Annotated in this window: 19 protein-coding genes and 1 tRNA gene; 12 read left to right on the top strand and 8 right to left on the bottom strand. The window is 42.8% G+C overall.

Going from position 1 to position 24122, the window contains the following annotated elements; all coding sequences use genetic code 11:
• Positions 1-95: 95 nt before the first annotated feature.
• A complete protein-coding gene (locus FTU42_RS07975; protein WP_005171990.1) occupies positions 96-1595 on the top strand; it encodes a sodium:proton antiporter in 1500 nt (499 codons plus the stop codon).
• 198 nt (positions 1596-1793) lie between these two features.
• Positions 1794-2090: an MGMT family protein gene (locus FTU42_RS07970; RefSeq protein WP_074383182.1), complete on the top strand. Its 297-nt coding sequence runs from the start codon at positions 1794-1796 to the stop codon at positions 2088-2090.
• A 53-nt stretch (positions 2091-2143) separates the two neighbouring features.
• Here FTU42_RS07970 and FTU42_RS07965 read toward each other — a convergent pair whose 3' ends face one another.
• The gene (locus FTU42_RS07965) at positions 2144-2584 is read right to left on the bottom strand and encodes a universal stress protein (protein ID WP_005096273.1); all 441 of its coding nucleotides are present in this window, start codon (positions 2582-2584) and stop codon (positions 2144-2146) included.
• A gap of 240 nt (positions 2585-2824) precedes the next feature.
• Positions 2825-3229: a hypothetical protein gene (locus tag FTU42_RS07960; protein WP_005171986.1), complete on the bottom strand. Its 405-nt coding sequence runs from the start codon at positions 3227-3229 to the stop codon at positions 2825-2827.
• Between the two features lie 176 nt (positions 3230-3405).
• Between FTU42_RS07960 and FTU42_RS07955 the strand changes: the two genes are divergently transcribed.
• Positions 3406-3482: transfer RNA gene (locus FTU42_RS07955), tRNA-Met, on the top strand.
• 215 nt (positions 3483-3697) lie between these two features.
• Here the strand turns inward: FTU42_RS07955 and FTU42_RS07950 are convergent.
• From FTU42_RS07950 to gltA, 3 genes are all read right to left on the bottom strand, one after another.
• Positions 3698-5323 carry an NAD+ synthase gene (locus FTU42_RS07950; protein WP_180075185.1) on the bottom strand — a complete coding sequence of 542 codons (1626 nt, stop codon included), beginning with the start codon at positions 5321-5323 and terminating at the stop codon, positions 3698-3700.
• Positions 5324-5695: 372 nt separating this feature from the next.
• Positions 5696-6199 (bottom strand): hypothetical protein, encoded by a 504-nt coding sequence (locus tag FTU42_RS07945; RefSeq protein WP_180075186.1) that lies wholly within the window; start codon positions 6197-6199, stop codon positions 5696-5698.
• Positions 6200-6349: 150 nt separating this feature from the next.
• A complete protein-coding gene (gene gltA / locus FTU42_RS07940) occupies positions 6350-7624 on the bottom strand; it encodes a citrate synthase (protein WP_005096279.1) in 1275 nt (424 codons plus the stop codon).
• Between the two features lie 1008 nt (positions 7625-8632).
• Here gltA and sdhC point away from each other — a divergent pair.
• From sdhC to sucD, 9 genes are all read left to right on the top strand, one after another.
• Positions 8633-9031 carry a succinate dehydrogenase, cytochrome b556 subunit gene (gene sdhC / locus FTU42_RS07935; protein ID WP_074383085.1) on the top strand — a complete coding sequence of 133 codons (399 nt, stop codon included), beginning with the start codon at positions 8633-8635 and terminating at the stop codon, positions 9029-9031.
• Positions 9031-9396: a succinate dehydrogenase, hydrophobic membrane anchor protein gene (gene sdhD / locus FTU42_RS07930; protein ID WP_005096282.1), complete on the top strand. Its 366-nt coding sequence runs from the start codon at positions 9031-9033 to the stop codon at positions 9394-9396. The genes sdhC and sdhD overlap by 1 nt, the downstream gene beginning before the upstream one ends.
• A gap of 12 nt (positions 9397-9408) precedes the next feature.
• Positions 9409-11307, top strand: coding sequence for a succinate dehydrogenase flavoprotein subunit (gene sdhA / locus FTU42_RS07925; RefSeq protein ID WP_005171973.1), 1899 nt, complete (start codon positions 9409-9411; stop codon positions 11305-11307).
• Between the two features lie 14 nt (positions 11308-11321).
• The gene (locus tag FTU42_RS07920; protein WP_005171970.1) at positions 11322-12032 is read left to right on the top strand and encodes a succinate dehydrogenase iron-sulfur subunit; all 711 of its coding nucleotides are present in this window, start codon (positions 11322-11324) and stop codon (positions 12030-12032) included.
• A gap of 821 nt (positions 12033-12853) precedes the next feature.
• Entirely contained in the window at positions 12854-15676 is a 2823-nt protein-coding gene (locus tag FTU42_RS07915; RefSeq protein WP_074383181.1) for a 2-oxoglutarate dehydrogenase E1 component, read from the top strand.
• An 18-nt stretch (positions 15677-15694) separates the two neighbouring features.
• A complete protein-coding gene (odhB, locus tag FTU42_RS07910; RefSeq protein WP_005171964.1) occupies positions 15695-16909 on the top strand; it encodes a 2-oxoglutarate dehydrogenase complex dihydrolipoyllysine-residue succinyltransferase in 1215 nt (404 codons plus the stop codon).
• 95 nt (positions 16910-17004) lie between these two features.
• Positions 17005-18435 (top strand): dihydrolipoyl dehydrogenase, encoded by a 1431-nt coding sequence (lpdA, locus tag FTU42_RS07905; RefSeq protein WP_005096288.1) that lies wholly within the window; start codon positions 17005-17007, stop codon positions 18433-18435.
• A gap of 172 nt (positions 18436-18607) precedes the next feature.
• Complete coding sequence (gene sucC, locus FTU42_RS07900) at positions 18608-19774, top strand: ADP-forming succinate--CoA ligase subunit beta (RefSeq protein WP_005096289.1); 1167 nt, start codon at positions 18608-18610, stop codon at positions 19772-19774.
• A gap of 12 nt (positions 19775-19786) precedes the next feature.
• The gene (gene sucD / locus FTU42_RS07895; RefSeq protein ID WP_005096290.1) at positions 19787-20677 is read left to right on the top strand and encodes a succinate--CoA ligase subunit alpha; all 891 of its coding nucleotides are present in this window, start codon (positions 19787-19789) and stop codon (positions 20675-20677) included.
• A 64-nt stretch (positions 20678-20741) separates the two neighbouring features.
• Here sucD and FTU42_RS07890 read toward each other — a convergent pair whose 3' ends face one another.
• From FTU42_RS07890 to FTU42_RS07880, 3 genes are all read right to left on the bottom strand, one after another.
• The gene (locus FTU42_RS07890; protein ID WP_180083224.1) at positions 20742-22448 is read right to left on the bottom strand and encodes a flotillin family protein; all 1707 of its coding nucleotides are present in this window, start codon (positions 22446-22448) and stop codon (positions 20742-20744) included.
• 37 nt (positions 22449-22485) lie between these two features.
• Complete coding sequence (locus FTU42_RS07885) at positions 22486-23121, bottom strand: YqiJ family protein (protein ID WP_005096292.1); 636 nt, start codon at positions 23119-23121, stop codon at positions 22486-22488.
• 308 nt (positions 23122-23429) lie between these two features.
• Positions 23430-23972 carry a hypothetical protein gene (locus FTU42_RS07880; RefSeq protein WP_180075188.1) on the bottom strand — a complete coding sequence of 181 codons (543 nt, stop codon included), beginning with the start codon at positions 23970-23972 and terminating at the stop codon, positions 23430-23432.
• Between the last annotated feature and the right edge of the window lie 150 nt (positions 23973-24122).

The following is a 24122-nucleotide window of genomic DNA, read 5'->3' as shown; positions in this document are numbered from 1 at the left end:
AATGCCTTTTTACTAATGCTCTGCTATTCAAATCTCTATTTTGACCATGCCGCTCGGCGCATATTGCTCCATCTCGCCCGACTTTAGGAAACCGAATGGGAAATTTCTTTTTTCTTCAGCTACTCACGGTGGTCTTTGCACTTTCCATTGCCACCACTATGTTTAATAAGCGTGTTTTAGGTTTTCCGCAAGCGATCGGTGTTCCGATTGTTTCGGCCATCTTTGTTTTTATTTTGCAATGGGGCGCCAGTTTATTACAAGGTAATCCATTCTTTAGTATTAATATTGACAATATCGAGCAGGCTGTTCGTAACATCGATTTTTATGACTTTCTGATCAATGGGGTGATCTGCTTTATTCTGACCTCATCTGCACTGAAGTTTAAGGTTTCAGATTTACGTAATCATTGGCGACCGATTGGTATTTTGGCAAGTTTAGCGCTGGTCTTTTGCGCGGTGTTCTTTGGTGCAGTTTTATATGGCTATCAGTTCCTGATTGGTAATCATGTGGATTTACTGGTGTTGTTATTACTTGGTGCGGCTTTAGGTGCGACTGATCCGATCGGCATTAAAGGCGTATTGAGTTCAGTTCGCGCACCGCATCATCTGATTGTCAAGCTGGAAGGCGAATCGTTATTTAATGATGCCATGTGTATCGCCTTATTTATGACCCTGCTCAATGTTCTGCAAGGCGAAAACTTTACGGTACTGGCTGTCATGCAAACTTTATTGTATGAGATTGTGGTGGCCGTACTGATTGGTCTGGGATTTGGCTTTGCAATATTAAGAATCTTGCGTGGCAAGCATGAAATGGAGTCACTGATTCTGACCACTGCTTTATTGGCATGTGGCTCTTATCTTATTGCTTTATTGGCCCATGCTTCAGCACCGATTGCCTGTGTCATTGGTGGCTTAATTGTCGGTAATAAATGGAAAGAAATTCTGGCCGATGCCGATATTGGTGACGTGAACCATTTCTGGCATACGGTTGAAGGGATTATTAACTCCTTCCTGTTTACTCTGATTGGTTTGGAGTTGTTTATTCTTGACCTGAGTACCAGTCTGGTCTTGGGCGGGATTGTGGCATTTATTATTTTACATTTAGCCCGCTTTGCTGCCAATCACTTGGCATTTGCCATGTTCCCCAAAATACGCCGAAAAAGCTATAACGGCAGTTTAACGATTTTGTCCTGGGGCGGTGTGCGTGGCGGGATTTCCCTGGCGCTTATTCTGGCGGTGGCCAATATTCCTCAGCTAGAGGCTTATAGCAGTATCTTGGTGGGCTATACCTTTATTGTGGTGCTCTTGTCGGGTCTGGTGTGTGGTCTGGGCTTACCTGCGGTGATGAATGCTTTTTACTATAATCCCGAGGAAGACACACAGGGCTTTAAAGGCTGGTACCAGCGTATGTGCCACAAGCTGAACCGTAAGGGTTTCCAATATATTGTCGGAGAAGATGTCAAAGGAAATGAAACCATCACTATTTTTCAGCCAGAGATTCTGATTGATCAGAAAGATATCGATGGTGTTGCTACCGTACATCATCCAGACAAAGTTCAAGAGGTAAAACGGCTGGAAAATCCAGATAATTTCTAAAGATAAAATCCAGAAGATAAAGCGCTACTGGATTATGTTTAATAGTGAAATGAGATCGCTTGAATCAGCATTTAATCAGGCGTGATTATTTTCCTATAGCTGTTAATAGGGGGATCAGGGCGTGATCTTTTATTTAAAGGTACTATTGAACAGATAAAATGCAGCAAGACAAGTTCAGCCAGTCAGGAAATGGCAGAGATGATTTTGACTGTGGTCAGTCAGATCCCTTATGCAAAAGTTGCAACCTATGGGCAGATTGCCAGACTGGCCGGTTTACCTCAACATGCACGTTTAGTGGGTCGGGTTTTAAGCCATCTGGAAGAAAATACCGACATTCCCTGGTATCGGGTGATCAATGCACAAGCTAAAATCAGTCTGAACAAGCTTGATTCATCTGGCCAGAATATTCAGCAACAAAAGCTGATACAGGAAGGGATTGTGCTGAATGGTGATCGTGTGGATTTAAAACGCTATCAGTGGGATGGTTGGGTCTAGATATAAAAAATCCCCGCTTTTAGAAAGTGGGGATTTTGAGTTTGATGCACGGATTACTTGCGAATAACCATCACTGGAATATCGGCCTGACCTAGAATGCTTTGAGCTACGCTGCCCAGGAACAGTTTCTTGAAGCCAGTACGGCCATGTGAACCAATTATGATCAGGTCAGAATTTAAATCTTTCGCTGCTTTGACAATCTCGCTATAAATCACCTGGCCTTCAAGTAGCTGGGTATCTACTTCAACACCTGCACCAGAGAATTTTGCTTTGGCTTCATCCAGAGTTTTTAAGATCGAGGTGCGAGCACGTTCAATCAGGTCGTTGGTTTGCGCTGCAGAGATATATTCCGCAGCAATATAAGGGTCGAGTGTCAGTACCTGTACCACTGTCACTTTACTGTTAAATGCTTTGGCAACTTCGACTGCTTTATCAACGGCAGCATAAGATGTTTCCGAACCGTCAATAGGGACTAAAATATGTTCAAAAGGCATTAGAATTCTCCTGTTGGGAATTAAGTGTTATAAAAATGATGACACGTTAAACCGAGTACGAATAGTTGTTTATACTTTGATCATAGCCTGTATTGTATAAAAATAAAACCAAGTAAATACATAGGTATAATGTCTAATAGATTAAACAGTTAAACGCAGGTTTCTGAGTTTTAAGTTTCATGGTTTATTGATTTTAAATAATTGAATTATATGGATTTACAGAAATATTCAAGCTGATTGTCAATCACATTGAATGGATGCCGGGTCCAATTTGATTTGTGGTGCCAGTTGTTCATATTGATTTAAAATCGCCTGCGTCTCAGGTGCGAAAATTTGTTGTTGCAGTTGCTGGATTTTATGTTCGTTCACATGCAAACGTGCACAATAGAATGCAATCTGATTTTCTTTGGCAATGGCCAGTCGTTGAGTCTGATCATATTCCGGATAACGCTTGATTTGCTGTTGAGCCCGACTTAATTGCGCCAAGGTGCGTTTCTGTTGCATGCTCATGAATTGTTGATGATTAATCCACTGTGCCACATCGCGACGTACTCCATTGTAGTTGACAAAAATAGGAGAAATCACCTGGCAGGCGGTGATTGCTAAAGTGCTAAGTAAAAGAATCAGTATGTTGATTTTGTACATCGGTGAAAGCTCCAAGCATTAAAGTTCTTCATAAGAATATGTGAAATACCAAATAAAAAATCTAATATTGTTTAAAGTTTAAGAGTTTATTCTTCATTTGCATAAAGACTGAACATTTGTGTTTTAAAATGCTTGACGATAGCACCTGAAATTACGATAATGCGCACACAGTTTACGGCTATGTAGCTCAGTTGGTTAGAGCACCGCACTCATAATGCGGGGGTCACAAGTTCAAGTCTCGTCATAGCCACCATTTTAAAAGACCAAGCTCTCAGCTTGGTCTCTTTTTTTGTCTTTTAAAAAGTATGGCGCATGATAAAAATTATTTGAAGCATCCATTAAATTTTCAGATATTTCCAAAATTATTTTTCTGTGATTGTTGATTAATTTTCTACTTTTAGCGTCGATATAAAAAAATCGCCCCAGTATTCACTCAGGCGATTCGATTTAAATAACTAAGAAAAGGGCTTAGTTACCTGCTTTCCAGCCATTGACGATTGGATAACGACGTTCGCGCCCATAAGAACGTGAACTGATTCGTGGTCCAATTGCACCTTGGCGGCGCTTGTATTCATTCATGTCGACCAGACGGATGACTTTTTTCACCACCTCGGCATCAAAACCTTTGTCAATAATATCGTTTTGACTCATGTCTTCTTCGATGTATGAATACAGGATGGCATCCAGAATGTCATACGAAGGTAAAGAGTCTTGATCGACCTGATCTGGACGCAATTCTGCTGATGGTGGGCGAGTAATGACACGTTCTGGAATCACGGGTGTTTCTGAAATACTGTTACGATATTTCGCCAGTTCAAACACAATGGTTTTGTACACATCTTTCAAGACGGCATAGCCACCGACCATGTCACCATACAGTGTGCAATAACCCACAGCCAGTTCAGATTTATTTCCGGTCGCAAGCACCAGATTGCCGAACTTGTTGGAAAGCGCCATTAATAAGGTACCACGCGAACGTGCTTGCAGGTTTTCCTCAGTCGCATCTGCCGGGGCGCTTCCAAAGAACGGGAAGAGTACCTGCATAAAGCCGTTTACTACCGGATTGATTTCGGCAATACCAAAGGTTACCCCCATATTTTTTGCTTGTTCAGCCGCATCTTCTACGCTGATTTGTGCGGTATAGGTATAAGGCATCATGACCGCCTGAACTTTGTCTGCACCAATGGCATCTGCAGCAATCGCAAGGGTCAGGGCAGAATCGATCCCACCCGATAGGCCCAGAATCACGCCGGGGAAGCCAGAACGCTGTACATAATCACGGGTTGCCATCACCAGGCTCTGATAGATCTCAGCCATGGTGTCCAGCGCAGGTGTAATTGTACCTTTGCTAAATTGAAGCTGTTCAGCATCATATTCTGCGATAGAAAGGCTTTCCTGGAAACTTGGGGCCTGTAGCGCGACTTCGCCAGATTTATTTAACACAAAGCTGGTACCGTCAAAGATCAGATCATCCTGACCACCGACCTGGTTACAATAGACCAGATTGATATTCAATTGTTTTACCAGAGCTGCCATGGTCTCAATACGGTGTTGTGGTTTACCCACTTCATATGGAGAGGCATTCAGTACCAGAGCAGTTTCGATATTGAGTTTTGCCAGCTGCTGTACAGTAGCTAAAGACCATGCGTCTTCACAAATCAGCACACCAAATTTGTGTCCGAGATATTCAAATACCAGATGTTGATGACCTTCACCGAAATAACGCTTTTCATCAAATACGCCATAGTTTGGCAACACCTGTTTGTTATAAATACCCAGCACCTCACCATCTTTCATGACGGCTGCTGAGTTATAACGCTGGCCATCTTCAGTTTGATTTACAAAACCGAAGACCATCACAATATCTTTGACTTCAGTCAGTTTTTCAAAAGCAGCTTTGGTGCGTTTGGCCAGACTTGGACGAATTAATAGATCTTCTGCAGGGTAGCCCAAGATTGCAAGCTCAGGGAAGATAATCAGATCAGCCTTATCTTTTTTAGCCTGATTGGCCTGATCAATCATTTTTTGAGTATTTGCATCCAAATTGCCCACATGTGGAGAGAGCTGAGCAATCGCAATTTTAAAACTTTTCATTCCAATTAAATCCTATTCCTATAGGTTAATACACTAAATCACTGATTTTTATAATTCTAATTATCCAGCTGAGTGCATTTTGATACTTAAAAAAATGCCAAATGGCAAAAGAAAAAACGTCTTTATCACATGATCGTTAAATCTTGATCTGCGAGCTAAAATATCATACTTGGGTTATTTTATCGAAATTTAATCCAGAAGCTAGAGCTGTTTTGCGAGAATGAATGTTGAAATGAAAAGTTATTATCCAAAAATAAAGAATATGTAGGTTTTCTGCACATGAATAAATCTCAGGATTTAAATCATTTATTCATGGCCTTAATTTTAAAAATGCCAAATCAAGATGATATTTTGAATAAAAATGATTATATATCAAACAATTGTTTGGCTATCTAAAATAATATTGGGTATTTTTTTAAGAAAAATATCTCGGGCAATATCACCTTGTTGTTCAATATTATACTGTGAAAATGATTTGTTGGGATTAAATTGATATTTGTAAGGATTATATTTCCCTAAGCTTAAAAAATAAGCACTTTGTAGAAATGCGCCCTTTAAAACCACATTAATCTGCTGTTGGTATTGATAAATATGGGTCATCTCATGAATAAACAGTGCCTGATAGGCCAAGCTTTCACATGAATAGTCTTCCCGATAATTTAAATTTCGTGCATGGATATAACCACTGGGTGCCATAATCACATGTCTGGATTGCCAGGGTAAATATGGGTGATTCATGATCCTGACTGCCGAATAGTCAATCAGATTGCCAAATACCTGCTGACAGATTCTGATTTCACCGGGCGTTAGGCTGCGGCACTTGAACTGTTCAAAACGGATGAATCTTAAAATAAACGGTAGGGCATACAACAACATCAAGTACAGATCCTGTTCAAGTTTTCAATCTATGAATATGGTCGAGGTTCATGCATTTTAAAAGGAATTAAAGAGGCTATATGTAGGATTTTGTCAGCACTAAAAAAACCACCCCAAAGGGTGGTTTTCTGTCTTGCAACGCCGTTCGAATTAACGAGCGATATCGCGTTGAACTTCACCAGTATAAAGCTGACGAGGACGACCGATCTTGTAAGGACCGCTGTGCATTTCTAACCAGTGGCTGATCCAGCCAACAGTACGTGCAAGCGCGAAGATCACAGTAAACATTTCTGTCGGGATACCAATCGCTTTAAGGATGATACCTGAGTAGAAGTCTACGTTCGGGTATAGGTTACGTTTGATGAAGTATTCGTCAGAAAGTGCAATACGTTCAAGTTCCATAGCCAAAGCAAGTTGTGGATCGTTGATGCCAAGCGCACCAAGAACTTCGTCACAAGTTTCTTTCATGACTTTCGCGCGTGGATCGAAGTTTTTGTAAACTCGGTGACCGAAGCCCATCAGTTTAACTTCTTTAGTCTTCACTTTTTCCATGAAGCCAGCAACGTTTTCTACAGAGCCGATTTCATCAAGCATCTTAAGAACAGCTTCGTTCGCGCCGCCATGAGCAGGGCCCCAAAGTGCCGAGATACCAGCAGCAATACATGCATACGGGTTAGCACCAGTAGAACCAGCTAAACGTACTGTAGACGTAGAGGCATTTTGTTCATGGTCAGCATGAAGCGTGAAGATACGATCCATTGCTTTAGCAAGGATAGGATCAACTTTGTAATCACGATCAGCAGGAGTCGCGAACATCATGTGAAGGAAGTTTTCAGCGTAGTTCAAGTCGTTACGTGGGTAAACAAACGGTTGACCGATTGTGTACTTGTAGCTCCAAGCCGCTAAAGTAGGGATCTTCGCAATTAAACGGATCGCTGTGATTTCACGGTGATCAACATTTTCGATGTCCAGATTGTTGTGGTAGAACGCAGATAACGCACCAACAACACCCACCATAATCGCCATAGGATGCGCATCACGACGGAAACCGTTATAGAAGCGGCTAACTTGGTCGTGAACCATTGTGTGGTTACGTACTTTAGCGTCGAATTCTTCTTTTTGCTCAGCAGTCGGAAGTTCGCCATTAAGAAGTAAATAGCAAGTTTCTAGGTAATCAGCTTTAGTCGCCAATTGATCAATTGGGTAGCCACGGTGTAAAAGTACACCTTTGTTACCGTCGATGAAGGTGATTTTAGACTCGCACGCCGCTGTTGCCATAAAACCAGGATCAAAAGTAAAGTGACCTGCAGCCAACACATCTTTAACGTCGATTACATCTGGGCCCAATGTGCCGCTGTAAATTGGTAGTTCAATTTCTTTGCCATCAAGCTGTAAAACGGCTTTCTTGCCAGTTGCTTCAGACATTCAATAGATCTCCTGTCCTGGTGAATGTATATCCGAGTTGTCTATCAATCTTTTAATGCACAAAACGGATGGATCAAAAATTTGCTATAAGATTAGTGAGTACTGAAATTTTGTCAATTATACTTATGGATGAAAAAATGACGCTTGCACAGCGGCTTAGTCACACCATCTTGGTATAAAAAGTTCAGTAAAATCACAGCATCAAACCTCTATAATAAGTCAAATTTAAACAGAGGTGCAGAAAAAAATAGAGGGCCTGAATTATTTGTAAGCGTTTTTTCAGACTAAGAAATGCTGCGAAAAAGTATCGCTGATCTTATTGGGAGTTGTTAAAACTATATAAATCTCATAACTTACATGGTTTTTACTCATTTCCTTTGCACATGCAGAATTATAAATAAAAGCAATTAATTAAATTTTTGACTTGATTCAATTGATTAAAAAATAGCTTAATAAATGGCCAACTTTGCAGCAAAGGTCCCCAGTCTAAAAATAAATGAGTGATTTTTCGAATCCAAATCCTCTAAAGCGATCAAAAAATCCATCATCGAGTGCAGTCTAAGTGACTCTTTAAGCTCAGGTTATAATTATACCTGAAAGCAGACCCATCTTAATAACTGCTGCACTACCTGTATGAGCTTGATTTCCATTTAAATTAAATCGAGATTTTAAATAAGATTTGTGCTGCAACTGTGCATCTTTAGTCTAAATAGCGGGAATTGGCTTTAAAAAGAATAACAGAGTAAATTGATCAAGTTAATTATTTAAAAACAATTATATAGATGAAAGTTAGTGGATTCTTAGTCGCTAAAGAACCTCATATGTTGTTGTTAATGATTCTTATTTAAAGGGTTTTTCTTGAAAAAGCCAAATCCATCTGTTTGTGTTTTAATAGTTGACGTTTTATAATTCAGTGTCGTTTTGATTTTAGGCATGTATTTGCCTAAGAATGCCAGCTTTCCTTCGAATTAATTCCAACAAACTCCGGATGGAGTTTTTACTTACAGGATGCCCGCTGTGAAAAGCAACAGACCTGTCAATTTGTCCATGGGTCAAGTTTTAGAAGTAAACTTAAAATCGCCCGTGGCTATTGCATCAATTCTACACCGTCTTTCAGGTGTTATCGTATTCTTACTCGTACCGGTCCTTCTCTGGATTTTAGACAAATCACTGTCTTCACCTGAAGGTTTTGCGCAAGTTCAAGAAATCATGAATGGTTTCATTGTTCGTTTCATTGTATGGGTATTTGTCGCCGGCTTGATTTTTCACTTTATTGCGGGTGTTAAGCATTTACTTGCTGACATTGGCGTTGCTGAAGAATTAGAAAGTGGCCGTGTCGCATCTACTATCGCATTAATCTTGTCTGCAATCGGTATCGTTGCAGCATTTGTATGGATCGTACTCTAATGAAAAGCGCTACTGGTTTAACAGGTTCAGGTTCTCGCGATTGGTTTCTCCAACGTGTTAGTGCTGTTATTTTGGCTGTTTATACCGTTGTTATTTTGGGTTGGATCCTGTGTAACAGTGGATTCAGCTATGAACAATGGTATGGCTTCATGATGACAACTCCAATGAAGATTCTATCTTTATTGTCAGTCTTATCTCTTGTTGCACACGCTTGGATTGGTATGTGGCAAGTTTTCACAGACTATGTGACGACTCGTCAAATGGGTCCTTCGGCGAATGGTTTGCGTATTGTACTGACTTCAGCAGTGATTATTGCTGTGTTGGCATATGCAATCTGGGCGATCCAGATTTTTTGGGCGAATTGATAGGAAACAATCATGGGCGCTATAAACCCTAAAGAAGATTACACAAATATTCCACACGAAACCTTCGATGCAGTCATCGTGGGTGGTGGTGGTTCAGGTATGCGTGCGTCTTACCAACTTGCTCAAGCTGGTTTGAAAGTTGCGGTACTGACCAAAGTTTTCCCAACCCGTTCTCACACTGTGGCAGCGCAGGGTGGTATTGGTGCATCTCTTGGTAATATGCAAGAAGATAACTGGCACTACCATTTCTACGACACAGTAAAAGGTTCGGACTGGTTAGGTGACCAAGACGCAATCGAATTTATGACGCGTGAAGCACCTCAAGTGGTATACGAATTAGAACACTTGGGTATGCCATTTGACCGTAACGCTGATGGTACAATTTACCAGCGTCCATTCGGTGGCCACTCTGCGAACTACGGTGAAAAAGCGGTGCCACGTGCATGTGCTGCTGCCGACCGTACAGGTCACGCACTTCTTCACACGCTTTATCAAAGCAACGTGAAAATGGGTACACAATTCTTCGTAGAATGGATCGCACTTGATTTGATCCGTAACGAAGCAGGCGACGTACTTGGTGTCACTGCAATTGACCAGGAAACTGGTAAAATTGCTGTATTCCAAGGTAAAGCCACATTGTTTGCTACCGGTGGTGCGGGTCGTGTTTACCGTGCATCTACCAATGCCTATATCAATACTGGTGACGGTCTTGGCATGGCGGCGCGTGCAGGTATTCCATTGCAAGATATGGAATTCTGGCAGTTCCACCCTACGGGTGTTGCGGGTGCAGGTGTATTGTTGACTGAAGGCTGTCGTGGTGAAGGTGCAATCCTTCGTAACAAAGATGGCGAACCGTTCATGGAGCGTTATGCTCCAACTTTGAAAGACTTGGCGCCACGTGACTTCGTATCACGTTCTATGGACCAAGAAATCAAAGAAGGTCGTGGTTGTGGTCCTAAAGGTGACTATATCCTGCTTGATATGACGCATTTAGGTGCGGATACGATCATGAAGCGTCTGCCATCGGTATTCGAGATTGGCAAGAAATTCGCGAACGTGGATATCACCAAAGAACCAATTCCAGTAGTACCAACAATCCATTACCAAATGGGTGGTATTCCAACCAATATTCATGGTCAGGTTGTTGTGCCTGAGTCACGCGAAACTGAAGCGCTGGCGGCACATTACAACAAGGATACCGATGTTTATTCGACCAATGCAGCCGAACGTGATTTCACTAAGCCAGTGAAAGGTTTCTATGCAATTGGTGAATGTTCATGTGTATCTGTACATGGTGCAAACCGTTTAGGTACCAACTCACTGCTTGACTTGGTGGTATTTGGTAAGGCTGCGGGTAAACACATCATCGATTATGTGACTAAGCATCACGGTGATGAGTACGAGCCACTACCAACAACTGTACTTGAGCAAACGGTTGCGCGTATTCGTAAACTTGACGAATCCACAACAGGTGAGAATGCTCAGGAAGTTGCAGATGCGATTCGTGACATCGTTCAAGATCATGCGGGTGTATTCCGTACATCGGCACTACTTGAGGAAGGTGTAAAGCAGATTCTTGCAATTGAGCCACGTGTTCGTAATATTCATTTGAAAGACAAATCTAAAGTATTTAACACTGCACGTGTTGAAGCATTAGAAGTTGAAAACTTGTATGAAGTTGCAAAAGCGACCTTAATTTCAGCTGCTGCGCGTAAAGAATGTCGTGGTGCGCATACTGTGGTAGATTTCGAATTGTCACCGGATCATGCGGATTATCCATATGGTCGTCGTGATGATGAGTGGATGAAGCACACATTATGGTTCTCTGTGGACAACCGTCTTGAGTACAAGCCAGTTCGTTACCGTCCATTGTCGGTTGACGCGATTCCACCTAAACCACGTACATTCTAATCAGGAGAATTCAGATGAGTAGAGGTACTCGTACATTTCATATCTACCGCTATGATCCTGACAAGGATAAAGCACCGTACATGCAGACTTTTAAACTGGAATTGACTGACAAGCACCGTATGTTGCTTGATGCACTTCTAGCATTAAAAGTACAAGACGAATCTTTAACGTTCCGTCGTTCATGTCGTGAAGGTATTTGTGGTTCTGATGGTGTAAACATCAATGGTAAAAATGGTTTGGCGTGTCTTTGGAACCTGAACGATTTACCAAATGAAATTACTGTTCGTCCATTGCCTGGCCTTCCTGTAGTGAAAGATCTGGTGGTTGACATGAACCAGTTCTACGATCAGTACAACAAGATCCATCCATTCTTGATCAACAACCAGCCTGCGCCTCCAAAGGAACGTTTACAGTCTCCTGAAGAGCGTGAGCATCTTGATGGTCTGTATGAATGTATTCTATGTGCATGTTGTTCAACCTCATGCCCGTCATTCTGGTGGAACCCGGACAAGTTCCTGGGTCCTTCAGCATTGTTGAACGCTTACCGCTTCATCATTGACTCGCGTGATACTGGAACACAAGAGCGTTTGGCTCGTCTTGACGATCCATTCTCATTGTTCCGTTGTAAAGGCATCATGAACTGTGTATCTGTGTGTCCTAAAGGCTTGAACCCAACTAAAGCAATCGGTCATATCCGTAATATGCTTTTAGATATGGCAGGTTAATAGGCTGCTGATAGCAGTTTGGAAAAAAGCACACCACAAGGTGTGCTTTTTTTGTGCAAACCATTGAAGCAAAATAAAAAATCATCAGATAAAAATAAAGATACTATACTTAAAATGTATAAAGTTGAGTCAGGTAGTCGGGAAATGACGGGTGATGTTAAGTGCCATAGAACAAGAACATGTAATTATTTGGGGTATTTATGATTTTTAGCTGTAAAACTGACCTGAAAAATAACAAGAACGATGTTATTATATAACGGAAATTTAAGGAGGGAGTGGATTGAAAGGTTTGCTCTCTTTTTATTTATCGGAAATGCTTAGGACTTAAGTCTACATTGAATCTATTTTTGAGATAAAGCACCATAGGTTAGAGTAAAATATCTGAACTGTATTTAGCCAATTTATGAAAGGTATGTGTCAAAAAAATCAATTGAAAACTTGAGAACATGTTAGCATTTAGCCTATGACTATCTTTAGAAAATGCCATTTTAGGTACATTTTTTAAACATTGCATAACCAGGGACTGGTATATAAAGGTAGGCTTGAGTCGCTTTAGAAAAAATCTTTGTTCCTACTTGTTTTTTCTAAGTCGATTTGCAAAAAATTGCCCGGTTTCGATCGGGTATTCAATGAGTAATGATACCGCTGAGGGGTGTTATTGTTCATTAAACATATCAAGATTTTCTTGGTGTGGTGATAACGCCTCATGGCTTATGCCTTATGGGGGACTAGTGTCATATTACCAATCTGACACTAATAATCCTGGGTTTTGCTTAAAAAGCATCCTGAAAATGTTTTTGCAATAGGAAATGGGTCCACAAATGCAAGAAGTTGCTGACGCTCTGCGTCTTGACACTGAACTTAGCGCTGATAGTGCAGCGTATATTGAAGAACTTTATGAGCAGTATTTGACGGCTCCGGATTCAGTAGGTGCTGACTGGCAAGAATACTTCGGTAAATTCCCAAAAGGTGATCAACCACACAGTAATGTACGTGAGCAATTCCTACTTTTAGGTCGTAATTCAAGCCGTATTCAGCCTGTTGTTCAATCAACTGTCAGCTCAGAGCATGAACGTCGCCAAATTGGCGTGTTGCAGCTGATTGCTGCATACCGTAATCGTGGTCACCAGAAAGCAAAACTGGATCCATTGGGTTTGGCGAAACGTGAAGTTGTGCCTGATCTAGATCTTGCTGCGCATGGTTTAACTCAGTCGGACCTAGATACGGTATTCAATACTGGCAACCTGGCGATCGGTAAAGAAGAAGCGACTTTGGCTGAGATGGTTCAGGCAATGGAAGCCACTTACTGTGGTTCAATCGGTGCTGAATACATGCACATCGTGGACACCAAAGAGAAACGTTGGATTCAACAACGTCTGGAAAGTGCACGTGGTCAATATGGTTTTAATGCTGAACAAAAGAAACATGTCCTTGAACGTTTAACCGCAGCTGAAGGCCTGGAAAAATATCTAGGTAATAAGTTTGTTGGTGCAAAACGTTTTGGCGTTGAAGGGGGTGAATCATTCATCCCGATGGTTAACGAAATTATTCAGCGTGCAGGTTCTGTTGGCTGTAAAGAAGTTGTAATCGGTATGCCTCACCGTGGCCGTTTGAACCTTCTGGTTAACATCATGGGGAAAAACCCGGCTGACCTGTTTGGTGAATTTGAAGGTAAATCGATTCACAAGAAAGGTTCTGGTGACGTTAAGTACCATCAAGGCTTCTCTTCAAACGTGATGACCCAAGGTGGCGAAGTTCACTTGGCATTGGCGTTTAACCCGTCACATTTGGAAATCGTTGGCCCTGTGGTTGAGGGTTCGGTACGTGCACGTCAAGTACGTCGTAAAGACATTGGCGGCGATGACGTATTGCCATTAATCGTACATGGTGATGCTGCATTTGCAGGTCAGGGCGTCAACCAGGAAACTTTCCAGATGTCACAAACTCGCGGTTATACCGTGGGTGGTACAGTGCACATTGTGATTAATAACCAGGTGGGTTTCACCACTTCTGATCCACGTGATGCGCGTTCTACAGAATACTGTACTGATATCGCGAAAATGATCCAGGCGCCGATCTTCCATGTCAATGGTGATGATCCTGAGGCTGTGGTATTCATTTCACAATTGGCTCATGACTTCCGTCATACTTTCCGTAAAGACGTTGTGATTGACATGTTCTGCTACCGTCGTCGTGGTCATAACGAAGCGGATGAGCCGGCTGCAACTCAACCAATGATGTATCAAGTGATTAGCAAGAAAGCGACCACGCGTACGCTTTATGCGGATCAACTGGTACAACAGGGTGTTCTTGATCGTGCAAATGCAGATCAAATGGTTGAAAATTACCGTGCAGATCTGGAAGCGGGTAATCACGTTGCCAATGCGCTGGTACTTGAACCGAACAAGAAAATGTTTGTGGACTGGACGCCTTACTTGGGTCATGACTACACAGACGAATGGGATACGACTTTCCCGATCGAGCGTCTAAAAGAACTTGGCGCGAAAATGCGCGAACTTCCTGAAGGCTTCGTGATGCAGCGTCAGGTTGCGAAAGTGATCGATGACCGTCTGAAAATGCAAACGGGTGAAATGCCACTGAACTGGGGTGCTGCTGAAACTCTGGCGTATGCAACTGTACTAGATGATGGTTACTTGCTTCGTTTAACCGGTGAAGACGTAGGTCGTGGTACCTTCTCGCACCGTCATGCAAAACTGCATAACCAGGTCGATGGTTCAACTTATCTTCCGCTGTGTAACCTGAAAGAAAACCAGCCGCGTACTGCAATCTATGACTCATTGTTGTCAGAAATGGCGGTATTGGCATTTGAATATGGTTATGCGACGACTCTTCCTAAGAGCTTGATCATTTGGGAAGCGCAATTCGGTGACTTCGCGAACTGTGCACAGGTTGTGATTGACCAGTTCATCTCGTCTGGTGAAACCAAATGGGAACGTGTCTGTGGTTTGACCATGCTTCTTCCACACGGTTTTGAAGGTCAGGGTCCGGAACATTCATCTGCACGTTTAGAGCGTTTCTTACAGCTATGTGCTGAAGACAACATGCAAGTGATCACACCGACCACACCTGCACAGATTTATCATGCTTTACGTCGTCAAGCGATTCGTCCAATCCGTAAGCCATTGATCGTGACTTCACCGAAGTCTCTTCTTCGTCACAAACTTGCAACGTCTACGCTAGAAGAACTTGCAAACGGTAGCTTCCAGACCGTGATTGATGAAGTGGACAACATCAACAAGTCAGATGTAACCCGTCTGGTTCTGTGTGGTGGTAAGGTGTATTACGACCTGATTGAAAAACGTCGTGAAAAAGAATTGAACAATACTGCGATTGTGCGTATTGAACAATTATATCCATACCCAGAAAAACGCCTGACAGAAGTCCTTGCACAATATCCAAATGTGAAAGAACTGGTTTGGGCACAAGAAGAGCCTAAAAACCAAGGTGCTTGGTTGTTCATCGCTCCGCGTCTATATGACGATGTGATGAAAGCGGATAAACAAGTCCGTATTAGCTACGCTGGCCGTGAAGCATCTGCTGCACCGGCTTGTGGTTCACCATATTTGCATGCAAAACAACAAGCTCAGCTCATCAACGACGCGCTTGCGATCGACGCTGAATAATCCAGGAGATTCTAAGTAATGGCAACCGAAATTAAAGCACCGGTATTCCCAGAGTCAGTTGCGGACGGTACGATCGCAACTTGGCACAAACAACCAGGTGAAGCAGTATCACGTGATGAAGTGATCTGTGATATTGAGACTGATAAAGTTGTTTTAGAAGTTGTTGCTCCTGCAGACGGTACAATTGCCTCTATCATTAAAAATGAAGGCGACACTGTACTTTCAGCTGAAGTCATTGCACAGTTTGAAGAAGGTGCTGTTTCTGGCGCTGCTCAAACTCAAGCAGTTCAGTCTGAAGAGAAAGTTGAACAAGCTGCGGCGAATACTGAAGCAGGTAATTCACCAATCGTTGAACGTCAGCAAGTACAAGACCAAGCGCCAGCAGTGCGTAAAGCATTGACTGAATCTGGTGTTGCAGCAGCTGATGTTGCGGGTACAGGTCGTGGCGGTCGCATCACCAAAGAAGATGTGGCAAACCACCAAGCGAAACCAGCTGCTCCTGCTGCTGCGCCATTAAGCGTTGCTGTGGGCGAACGTATCGAAAAACGTGTTCCAATGACACGTCTTCGTAAGCGTGTTGCTGAACGTTTACTTGCAGCGACTCAAGAAACTGCAATGTTGACCACGTTCAACGAAGTGAACATGAAACCAATCATGGAAATGCGTGCTCAATACAAAGATGCGTTTGAAAAACGTCATGGTGCACGTCTTGGCTTCATGTCATTCTTTGTTAAAGCAGCAACTGAAGCGCTAAAACGCTATCCGGCAGTGAACGCATCAATCGATGGCGATGACATTGTTTATCACGGTTACTATGACATTGGTGTTGCAGTTTCATCTGAGCGTGGTCTGGTGGTTCCTGTACTTCGTGATACAGACCGCATGAACTATGCCGAAGTTGAAAACGGTATTCGTGCATACGCTGCGAAAGCGCGTGATGGCAAATTAGGCATCGAAGACATGACTGGCGGTACATTCACGATTACCAATGGTGGTACTTTCGGTTCATTGTTATCTACTCCGATCTTGAACACGCCACAAACTGCGATTCTGGGTATGCATAAAATCCAGGAACGTCCGATGGCAGTGAATGGTCAAGTAGAAATCTTGCCTATGATGTACCTTGCATTGTCTTATGACCACCGTCTAATCGATGGTAAAGAAGCAGTCGGTTTCCTTGTAACAATCAAAGAATTGTTAGAAGAGCCAGCGCGTCTTATCCTTGATCTGTAATTTATTTATTAAGAATCTTCCCTAATCCCTTTTTAAAAAGAGGGCTTAGGTCTCCCTTTTGAAGGGAGATTAAAGGGGATTATTTGGAGATAAACATGTCTCAATTCGATTTAGTCGTAATTGGTGGTGGCCCGGGCGGCTACGAAGCAGCAATTCGTGCAGCTCAACTTGGTTTCAAAGTTGCGTGTATCGAAAAACGTATTCATAAAGGCAAGCCATCTTTAGGTGGCACCTGCTTAAACGTGGGTTGTATCCCGTCTAAAGCTTTGCTTGATTCTTCTCACCGTTACGAAGATACAGTGCAGCATCTAGATGATCACGGTATTACCACGGGTGAAGTGAAATTTGATCTTGCTAAACTTTTAGCGCGTAAAGACAAAATCGTTGACCAATTGACCATGGGTATTGATGGCTTGCTGAAAGGCAACGGCATCGAATGGTTAAAAGGTACAGGTAAATTACTTGCCGGTAAAAAAGTTGAGTTCGTTTCTCATGAAGGCGAAACTCAAATTTTAGAACCAAAATACGTGATTCTTGCGACTGGTTCTGTGCCAATCAATATCCCATCTGCACCTGTTGATCAAAACATTATTGTTGACTCAACTGGCGCACTTGAATTCCAAGAAGTACCTAAACGATTAGGCGTAATTGGTGCGGGCGTTATCGGTCTTGAATTAGGTTCAGTTTGGCGTCGTCTGGGTGCTGAAGTTGTTGTATTTGAAGCAATGGATGCATTCTTACCAATGGCTGATAAAGCCTTGGCAAAAGACTACCAAAAACTGTTGACTAAGCAAGGTCTTGATATTCGCGTTGGTGCGAAAGTTTCTGGTACTGAAGTGAACGGTTCTGAAGTGACTGTGAAGTACACTCAGGGCGGTGAAGACAAGACTCAAACTTTCGACAAGTTAATCGTATGTGTAGGCCGTCGTGCTTATGCTGAAGGTTTATTGGCGGATGATTGCGGCATTAAACTGACTGAGCGTGGTCTGGTTGAAGTGAACGATTGGTGTGCAACGTCTGTGGACGGCGTATACGCAATTGGTGACTTGGTTCGTGGTCCTATGCTTGCGCATAAAGCCATGGAAGAAGGCGTAATGGCCGTTGAACGTATTCACGGTCATGCCGCTCAAGTCAACTACGACACGATTATTTCTGTCATCTATACCCATCCGGAAGCGGCGTGGGTTGGTTTAACAGAACAGCAAGCCAAAGACAAAGGTCACGAAGTGAAAACCGGTCAATTCGGTTTTGCGGCAAACGGCCGTGCAATGGCTGCTGGCGAAAATGCTGGTTTTGTGAAGTTTGTTGCTGATGCGAAAACAGATCGTCTATTGGGTATGCACGTGATTGGACCTGCTGCGTCTGACATCGTACACCAAGGTATGATTGCACTTGAGTTTGTATCTTCAGTTGAAGATCTACAGTTGATGACTTTTGGTCATCCAACTTTCTCTGAAGTGGTACACGAAGCTGCACTTGCGGTCGATGGTCGTGCGATTCATGCGATTCAACGCAAACGTAAATAAAATTAAAAAAAGAGCGGCTTAGGTCGCTCTTTTTACATTTCATGGTTGTTTTTATGGGAACAATCATCTAAAAATAAAGATAACGATTTTAAGAAATGCTGGTACTGCTTTGACGGACGTCTGGGTACTGGTGGGTTTATAACAAGGCAAAGAAGTAATAAAAGGTTATTGAATGAATTTACATGAGTATCAAGCAAAAGCGCTATTAAAAAAATATGGTATGCCGGTACAGGAAGGGATACTTGCCACCAATGCCGATGAAACGGTACATGCTTTTGAGCAGTTAGGTGGAAAGTTCGCAGTACTGAAAGCTCAGGTGCATGCAGGTGGTCGTGGGAAGGCCGGTGGTGTAAAAGTCGTTAAATCGGCTACCGAGGCTGCTGAATATGCCAACCAGATCATCGGTTCAAACCTGGTAACTTATCAGACCGATGCCAATGGTCAGCCGGTAAATAGCATTTTAGTATCTGAGGATGTTTATCCTGTTGAGCGCGAACTTTATTTGGGTGCGGTGGTCGATCGTTCAACCCGCCGCATTACTTTTATGGCATCGACTGAAGGCGGTGTTGAAATTGAGAAAGTGGCCGAAGAAACCCCTGAAAAAATTATTAAAGTTGAAGTTGATCCTTTAGTGGGGCTCATGCCATTTCAGGCTCGCGAAGTGGCTTTTGCCCTAAAACTCAAAGATGGCCAAATTAATCAATTTGTTAAAGTCATGACTGCTGCTTATCAGGCATTTGTAGACAATGATTTTGCACTTTTTGAAATCAATCCGCTGTCGGTACGTGAAAATGGCGATATTCTGTGTGTGGATGCCAAAATCGGGATTGATTCGAATGCACTGTACCGTTTGCCTGAAGTGGCTGCGCTACGTGATAAGTCTCAGGAAAATGAACGTGAACTCAAAGCATCTGAATTCGATCTGAACTATGTGGCATTGGAAGGGAACATTGGCTGTATGGTGAATGGTGCCGGTCTTGCGATGGCAACCATGGATATTATCAAGCTTTATGGTGGTCAACCTGCCAACTTCCTCGATGTCGGTGGTGGTGCGACCAAAGAGCGCGTGATTGAAGCTTTTAAAATTATTCTGGCAGATCACTCTGTGCAGGGTGTGTTGATTAATATTTTTGGTGGAATTGTACGTTGTGACATGATTGCAGAAGCAATTATTGCGGCGGTTCAGGAAGTAAATGTGACCGTTCCTGTGGTTGTTCGCCTCGAAGGCAACAATGCGGAACTGGGTGCAAAATTACTGGATGAATCAGGTTTGAAATTGATTTCTGCAAATGGTCTTGCTGACGCTGCAGAAAAAATCGTTGCTGCTGTAAAAGCTTAAGGAGTATCAATCATGAGCGTATTAGTGAATAAAGACACCAAAGTATTGGTACAGGGCTTTACAGGAAAAAACGGTACATTTCATTCTGAGCAGGCTTTGGCTTACGGCACCAAAGTTGTCGGTGGTGTAACACCGGGTAAGGGTGGTCAAACCCATCTGGAATTACCAGTATTCAATACCATGCGCGAAGCGGTGAAAGAAACTGGCGCAGATGCTTCGGTGATTTATGTTCCTGCACCATTTGTGCTGGATTCTATTGTTGAAGCGGTTGATTCGGGCATTGAGTTAATTGTGGTGATCACTGAAGGTGTACCGACCATCGACATGCTTAAAGCCAAGCGTTATCTGGAAACCAATGGTAATGGCACGCGTTTAATCGGGCCAAACTGTCCGGGCATTATTACGCCGGGTGAATGTAAGATCGGGATCATGCCGGGTCATATTCATCAGCCGGGTAAAATTGGAATTATCTCGCGCTCAGGGACTTTGACCTATGAAGCCGTAGCGCAGACCACCAAGCTTGGACTGGGTCAGTCGACTTGTATCGGGATCGGGGGAGATCCGATTCCGGGCATGAACCAGATTGACTGCTTGAAACTGTTCCAGGACGATCCTCAGACTGAAGCCATTATTATGATTGGTGAAATTGGTGGTACCGCAGAAGAAGAGGCAGCGGAATATATTCAGGCTCATGTCACCAAGCCTGTGGTCGGTTATATTGCAGGTGTTACCGCACCTAAAGGCAAGCGTATGGGGCATGCGGGTGCAATTATTTCAGGTGGTAAAGGAACTGCTGAAGAAAAATTTGCTGCCTTTGAGCGTGCGGGTATGGCATATACCCGCAGTCCTGCGGAACTTGGTTCAACCATGTTGCAAGTATTGAAAGATAAAGGTTTGGTTTGATTTATAGATTAAACATGCACTAAAAAGCTCCCAGTTGGGAGCTTTTTTATATCTCATTCTATTTTTAAGTTTTAGCCTTCAGACTCTGGGTCATACCATTAATATCACCACCCTGAATACCAAGTTCATTCATTAGGCTGTCAATTAAGGGTGCTTGGCTGCGATAACGCAGGGCGCTATTTACCACCTGATCTGACAGGGCAACATTGCCATTTTTATGATGTGCATCTGTCTGACAGGAACCGGCATGACTGCCATGCAGGCCATTGACCTGAAGAATCTTGATGTCATCAATATTTTCCATCGGTTTAACACTTTCCCGGATAATTTCAGGCAAGTATTTCAACATGGCTAGGCGAATCTGCATTTCGACCTGTTCAGGTGACAGCACATTATTGGCTTCGTTGACTGCACGGGTACCTTCTGCATCGACCTGATACTGTTTTTCCATCGCCTGAGCCAGTAGAATTTTTGCGTCCGCTTCACCTTTGGCCTTAAGACGAACCTTTTCGGCTTCAGCTTCAGCAGCAATACGTACTGCTTCGGCATCATCTGCTGCGGCTTGTTTTCCGGCTTCAGCGGCAACCGTAATCGCAATTGCATCTTTTTCTGCGTGTTCTTTGGCTGCGACCAGCTCAACCGCTTTTTGACGCTCTGCCTGCTGGATTTGGCGTACAGTGATGACTTCTTCTTCCGCTTTTACCGCTTGAGCACGTGCCTGATCGGCTTGCGCTTTGGCTTCAGATTCGGCGCGAGATTTTTCTGCAATGGCAATGGCACGATCCTGTTCGGCCAGCTCAATAGTTTTCTTTTGTTCGACTTGGGCTTTTTGAATCAGCTGCGCTTTTTGGATATTCTCATTTTCTACATCACGGGCCGCTAAAATACGCTTGAGGTCGACTTCTCGTTCAGCAGCAATTTGTGCTTCTTCTGCTTCACGTTTTTTACCGGCTTCCTGAGCAGAAATTTCAGCCAGTTGCTCGGCACGGCGAATGGCAATTTCGCGTTCCTGTTGCAGCTTGGCATATTCTTCTTCACGAATGATTTGCAGGCGCGCCTGTTCTGCTTCCAGATTTTTAGTTTTGATCGCCAGGTCGGTATCCTGCTCGATATGATTTCGCTTGCGACGACGATCTTCAATGGTTTCAGTGAGCTTGGTCAGGCCTTCAGCATCAAAGGCATTTTGTGGATTGAAATATTTAAATCCAGTTTGATCCAGGCCAGTCAGGGAAACGGTTTCCAGTTCCAGACCATTTTTATGCAAATCTTCTGAAACCACTTGCTGTACTTTTTGTACAAAGTCGACCCGTTTTTCATGCAGTTCTTCCATGGCCATTTCTGCTGCTACTGCACGCAGTGAATCGACAAATTTGCCTTCGACCAGATTTTTTAATTCATTCGGTGACATGGTCTTTTGCCCGAGCGTTTGTGCGGCTGTTGCAATTGAATCAGCAGTAGGTTTGACCCGCACATAGAATTCGGCCATGACGTCCACGCGCATACGGTCACGGGTAATCAGTGCCTGATCATCTGCACGGCGCACTTCAAGACGCAGAGTGTTCATATTGACTTGAATAATTTCATGCAAGACTGGGAGCACGATTGCGCCTCCGCCCAAAATCACTTTTTCACCACCCCAACCGGTACGCACAAAGGAGATTTCTTTACTGGACCGGCGGTATAGGCGCGCAATGATGAGACCGAAGGTCACCAGTGCTGCAAAAATAATTCCAGAAATAATTAAAATATTATATAAATCAAAAGTTAACATTGTTATAAAGTCTCAGTTTGGTTCTGGCTGAATAAAATTAGAGTGCAGTGGCTTGAAAGCCATTTTTGGTTTTATGGGTCAGTACGACATTCTGACCTTGATTTAAAATTTGATTGGTTTCTGGTTCGACTAAAACATAATGGGTCTGGCCATGCTGATCCCGGACTTTGGCTTGTGCAGGAGAGTTGACTTTGGCATCACCCAGAATAATGATTGCGGTACGCCCAATAAGCTCGTCACTATAAATGGCAGAAGTTTCATCTTGAGGCATAAGCTTGCTGGCAGCCATGGCAAGCCAGCGCACTATCGGCATACACAGAAACAGACAGGCTGGGGAAATTAGCCATACATTGAAGAGCTGGCTGGTCAGGCGTTCAAATATTCCCTGAATCAATAAGCCACTCAGGCCATAACTGGTCAGAAAAATGATGAGCCAGATAAATAAAGGCAGACGTCCCAGATATAACCAGTCAAATACTTTGGTGAAAAAGCCGGGATGTTGATCTGGATTAATTTCTGGTTGCAGGGGGTCTTCAGGCAAAAACTGTTCTAACATATTCTGCGAGCCGCCACCGAGCAGCAGTAATATGCATTCCAGTGCAGCAAACATCAGCATCAGACTCAGGCTGATACTAAATACGATATTTGACGGATGAGTAAACAGTTCCCACATTTTTTATCTCTATAATTATGTTTTAGGAAAAGTGTAAGGAAGCCTCTGATGCTATAACGATAGCAGTAATTATTAATTTTGTATGCAAAAAAATAACAAAAAACCTTATAAACAAGGATTGAATATATTATGTATTTAATAATTATTGAACTATTAAAGTTAATAGTAAACTATAAGTTTATTTAGAATCTGCTAAAAAATTAATTATTTTCAATATGTTGTGTAAATTTTAAGGTTGTGTGGATTGGTTTTTCTGAGAAATATAGAAATACTGTGCCTTAGTATCTCTATATTTCTTTCTTAAAGACTTAGAGTAAGGCAGTCTGAATCCGGACTTTCATATCCAGAGTCTGTTGCAGAATATAGTTTTTTATCCATGTGATCTGTTCACCCATCGGGTTCACCTTGATCGCAGTATCCAGAAAATGCAGATCCGGCTGACTGAAAAGTTGCTGTCCCAAAGTCTGCTCCAGCATCTGGCTATTGCTGGTTAAAGGCAATGCCACCAGATAGAATGCTTTAGGGTAATTGTAAAATGCATAGAGTAAGTTAAAGGCTTTTTGATCACCTTTAAGATTACCCGCACCGATTTCATAAGCTGCATTCTGGTTGCTATACGTCACACCCAATAAGAATTCCCAATGACCTTCTTTCAAACGCAGACCAAACTGTAATCCGATCTGGTCGGCAGTCAGTTCATGTTGCAAATAGATATTTAAAGGCTTGCCATCTTCACTGAAAGGTTCTTGTAAGACTAAAATGTGTTGTTGATGCTGATAAATGTAACCTGCAAGCTCTGCTTGTTCCAGGCGAGTTTTTAGAGTGGAGAGATCAAAAGCGCTATAAGCCATAAGCAAAATATATCAAAGGGAGAATTTAGCCTACTCTATTAATTTTTCAGCATCTTGGAAACCACTACTTTAGATTATTTATCTATGCTTTTATGGATGAATTTAAAAATTAGTACAGCAAAAATAGTCAGATGTGGTGACGTTCATTAT

The sequence above is a fragment of the Acinetobacter sp. YH12102 genome, from assembly GCF_013419125.1.
GTDB lineage: Bacteria > Pseudomonadota > Gammaproteobacteria > Pseudomonadales > Moraxellaceae > Acinetobacter > Acinetobacter pseudolwoffii.
The sequence above is the reverse complement of the archived record's forward strand: the minus strand, read 5'-3'. Positions and strand labels throughout refer to the sequence as shown.

What these genes read in the sequence shown, in the direction of transcription:
- FTU42_RS07880 (WP_180075188.1), bottom strand. Translation starts at nt 23,972, where the DNA reads ATGGCTTATAGCGCTTTTGATCTCTCCACTCTAAAAACTCGCCTGGAA.
- lpdA (WP_005096288.1), top strand. Translation starts at nt 17,005, where the DNA reads ATGTCTCAATTCGATTTAGTCGTAATTGGTGGTGGCCCGGGCGGCTAC.
- sucD (WP_005096290.1), top strand. Translation starts at nt 19,787, where the DNA reads ATGAGCGTATTAGTGAATAAAGACACCAAAGTATTGGTACAGGGCTTT.
- FTU42_RS07975 (WP_005171990.1), top strand. Translation starts at nt 96, where the DNA reads ATGGGAAATTTCTTTTTTCTTCAGCTACTCACGGTGGTCTTTGCACTT.
- FTU42_RS07950 (WP_180075185.1), bottom strand. Translation starts at nt 5,323, where the DNA reads ATGAAAAGTTTTAAAATTGCGATTGCTCAGCTCTCTCCACATGTGGGC.
- FTU42_RS07885 (WP_005096292.1), bottom strand. Translation starts at nt 23,121, where the DNA reads ATGTGGGAACTGTTTACTCATCCGTCAAATATCGTATTTAGTATCAGC.
- FTU42_RS07960 (WP_005171986.1), bottom strand. Translation starts at nt 3,229, where the DNA reads ATGTACAAAATCAACATACTGATTCTTTTACTTAGCACTTTAGCAATC.
- sdhA (WP_005171973.1), top strand. Translation starts at nt 9,409, where the DNA reads ATGGGCGCTATAAACCCTAAAGAAGATTACACAAATATTCCACACGAA.
- sdhD (WP_005096282.1), top strand. Translation starts at nt 9,031, where the DNA reads ATGAAAAGCGCTACTGGTTTAACAGGTTCAGGTTCTCGCGATTGGTTT.
- FTU42_RS07970 (WP_074383182.1), top strand. Translation starts at nt 1,794, where the DNA reads ATGATTTTGACTGTGGTCAGTCAGATCCCTTATGCAAAAGTTGCAACC.
- FTU42_RS07965 (WP_005096273.1), bottom strand. Translation starts at nt 2,584, where the DNA reads ATGCCTTTTGAACATATTTTAGTCCCTATTGACGGTTCGGAAACATCT.
- FTU42_RS07945 (WP_180075186.1), bottom strand. Translation starts at nt 6,199, where the DNA reads ATGTTGTTGTATGCCCTACCGTTTATTTTAAGATTCATCCGTTTTGAA.
- sdhC (WP_074383085.1), top strand. Translation starts at nt 8,633, where the DNA reads ATGCCCGCTGTGAAAAGCAACAGACCTGTCAATTTGTCCATGGGTCAA.
- sucC (WP_005096289.1), top strand. Translation starts at nt 18,608, where the DNA reads ATGAATTTACATGAGTATCAAGCAAAAGCGCTATTAAAAAAATATGGT.
- FTU42_RS07890 (WP_180083224.1), bottom strand. Translation starts at nt 22,448, where the DNA reads ATGTTAACTTTTGATTTATATAATATTTTAATTATTTCTGGAATTATT.
- FTU42_RS07920 (WP_005171970.1), top strand. Translation starts at nt 11,322, where the DNA reads ATGAGTAGAGGTACTCGTACATTTCATATCTACCGCTATGATCCTGAC.
- odhB (WP_005171964.1), top strand. Translation starts at nt 15,695, where the DNA reads ATGGCAACCGAAATTAAAGCACCGGTATTCCCAGAGTCAGTTGCGGAC.
- FTU42_RS07915 (WP_074383181.1), top strand. Translation starts at nt 12,854, where the DNA reads ATGCAAGAAGTTGCTGACGCTCTGCGTCTTGACACTGAACTTAGCGCT.
- gltA (WP_005096279.1), bottom strand. Translation starts at nt 7,624, where the DNA reads ATGTCTGAAGCAACTGGCAAGAAAGCCGTTTTACAGCTTGATGGCAAA.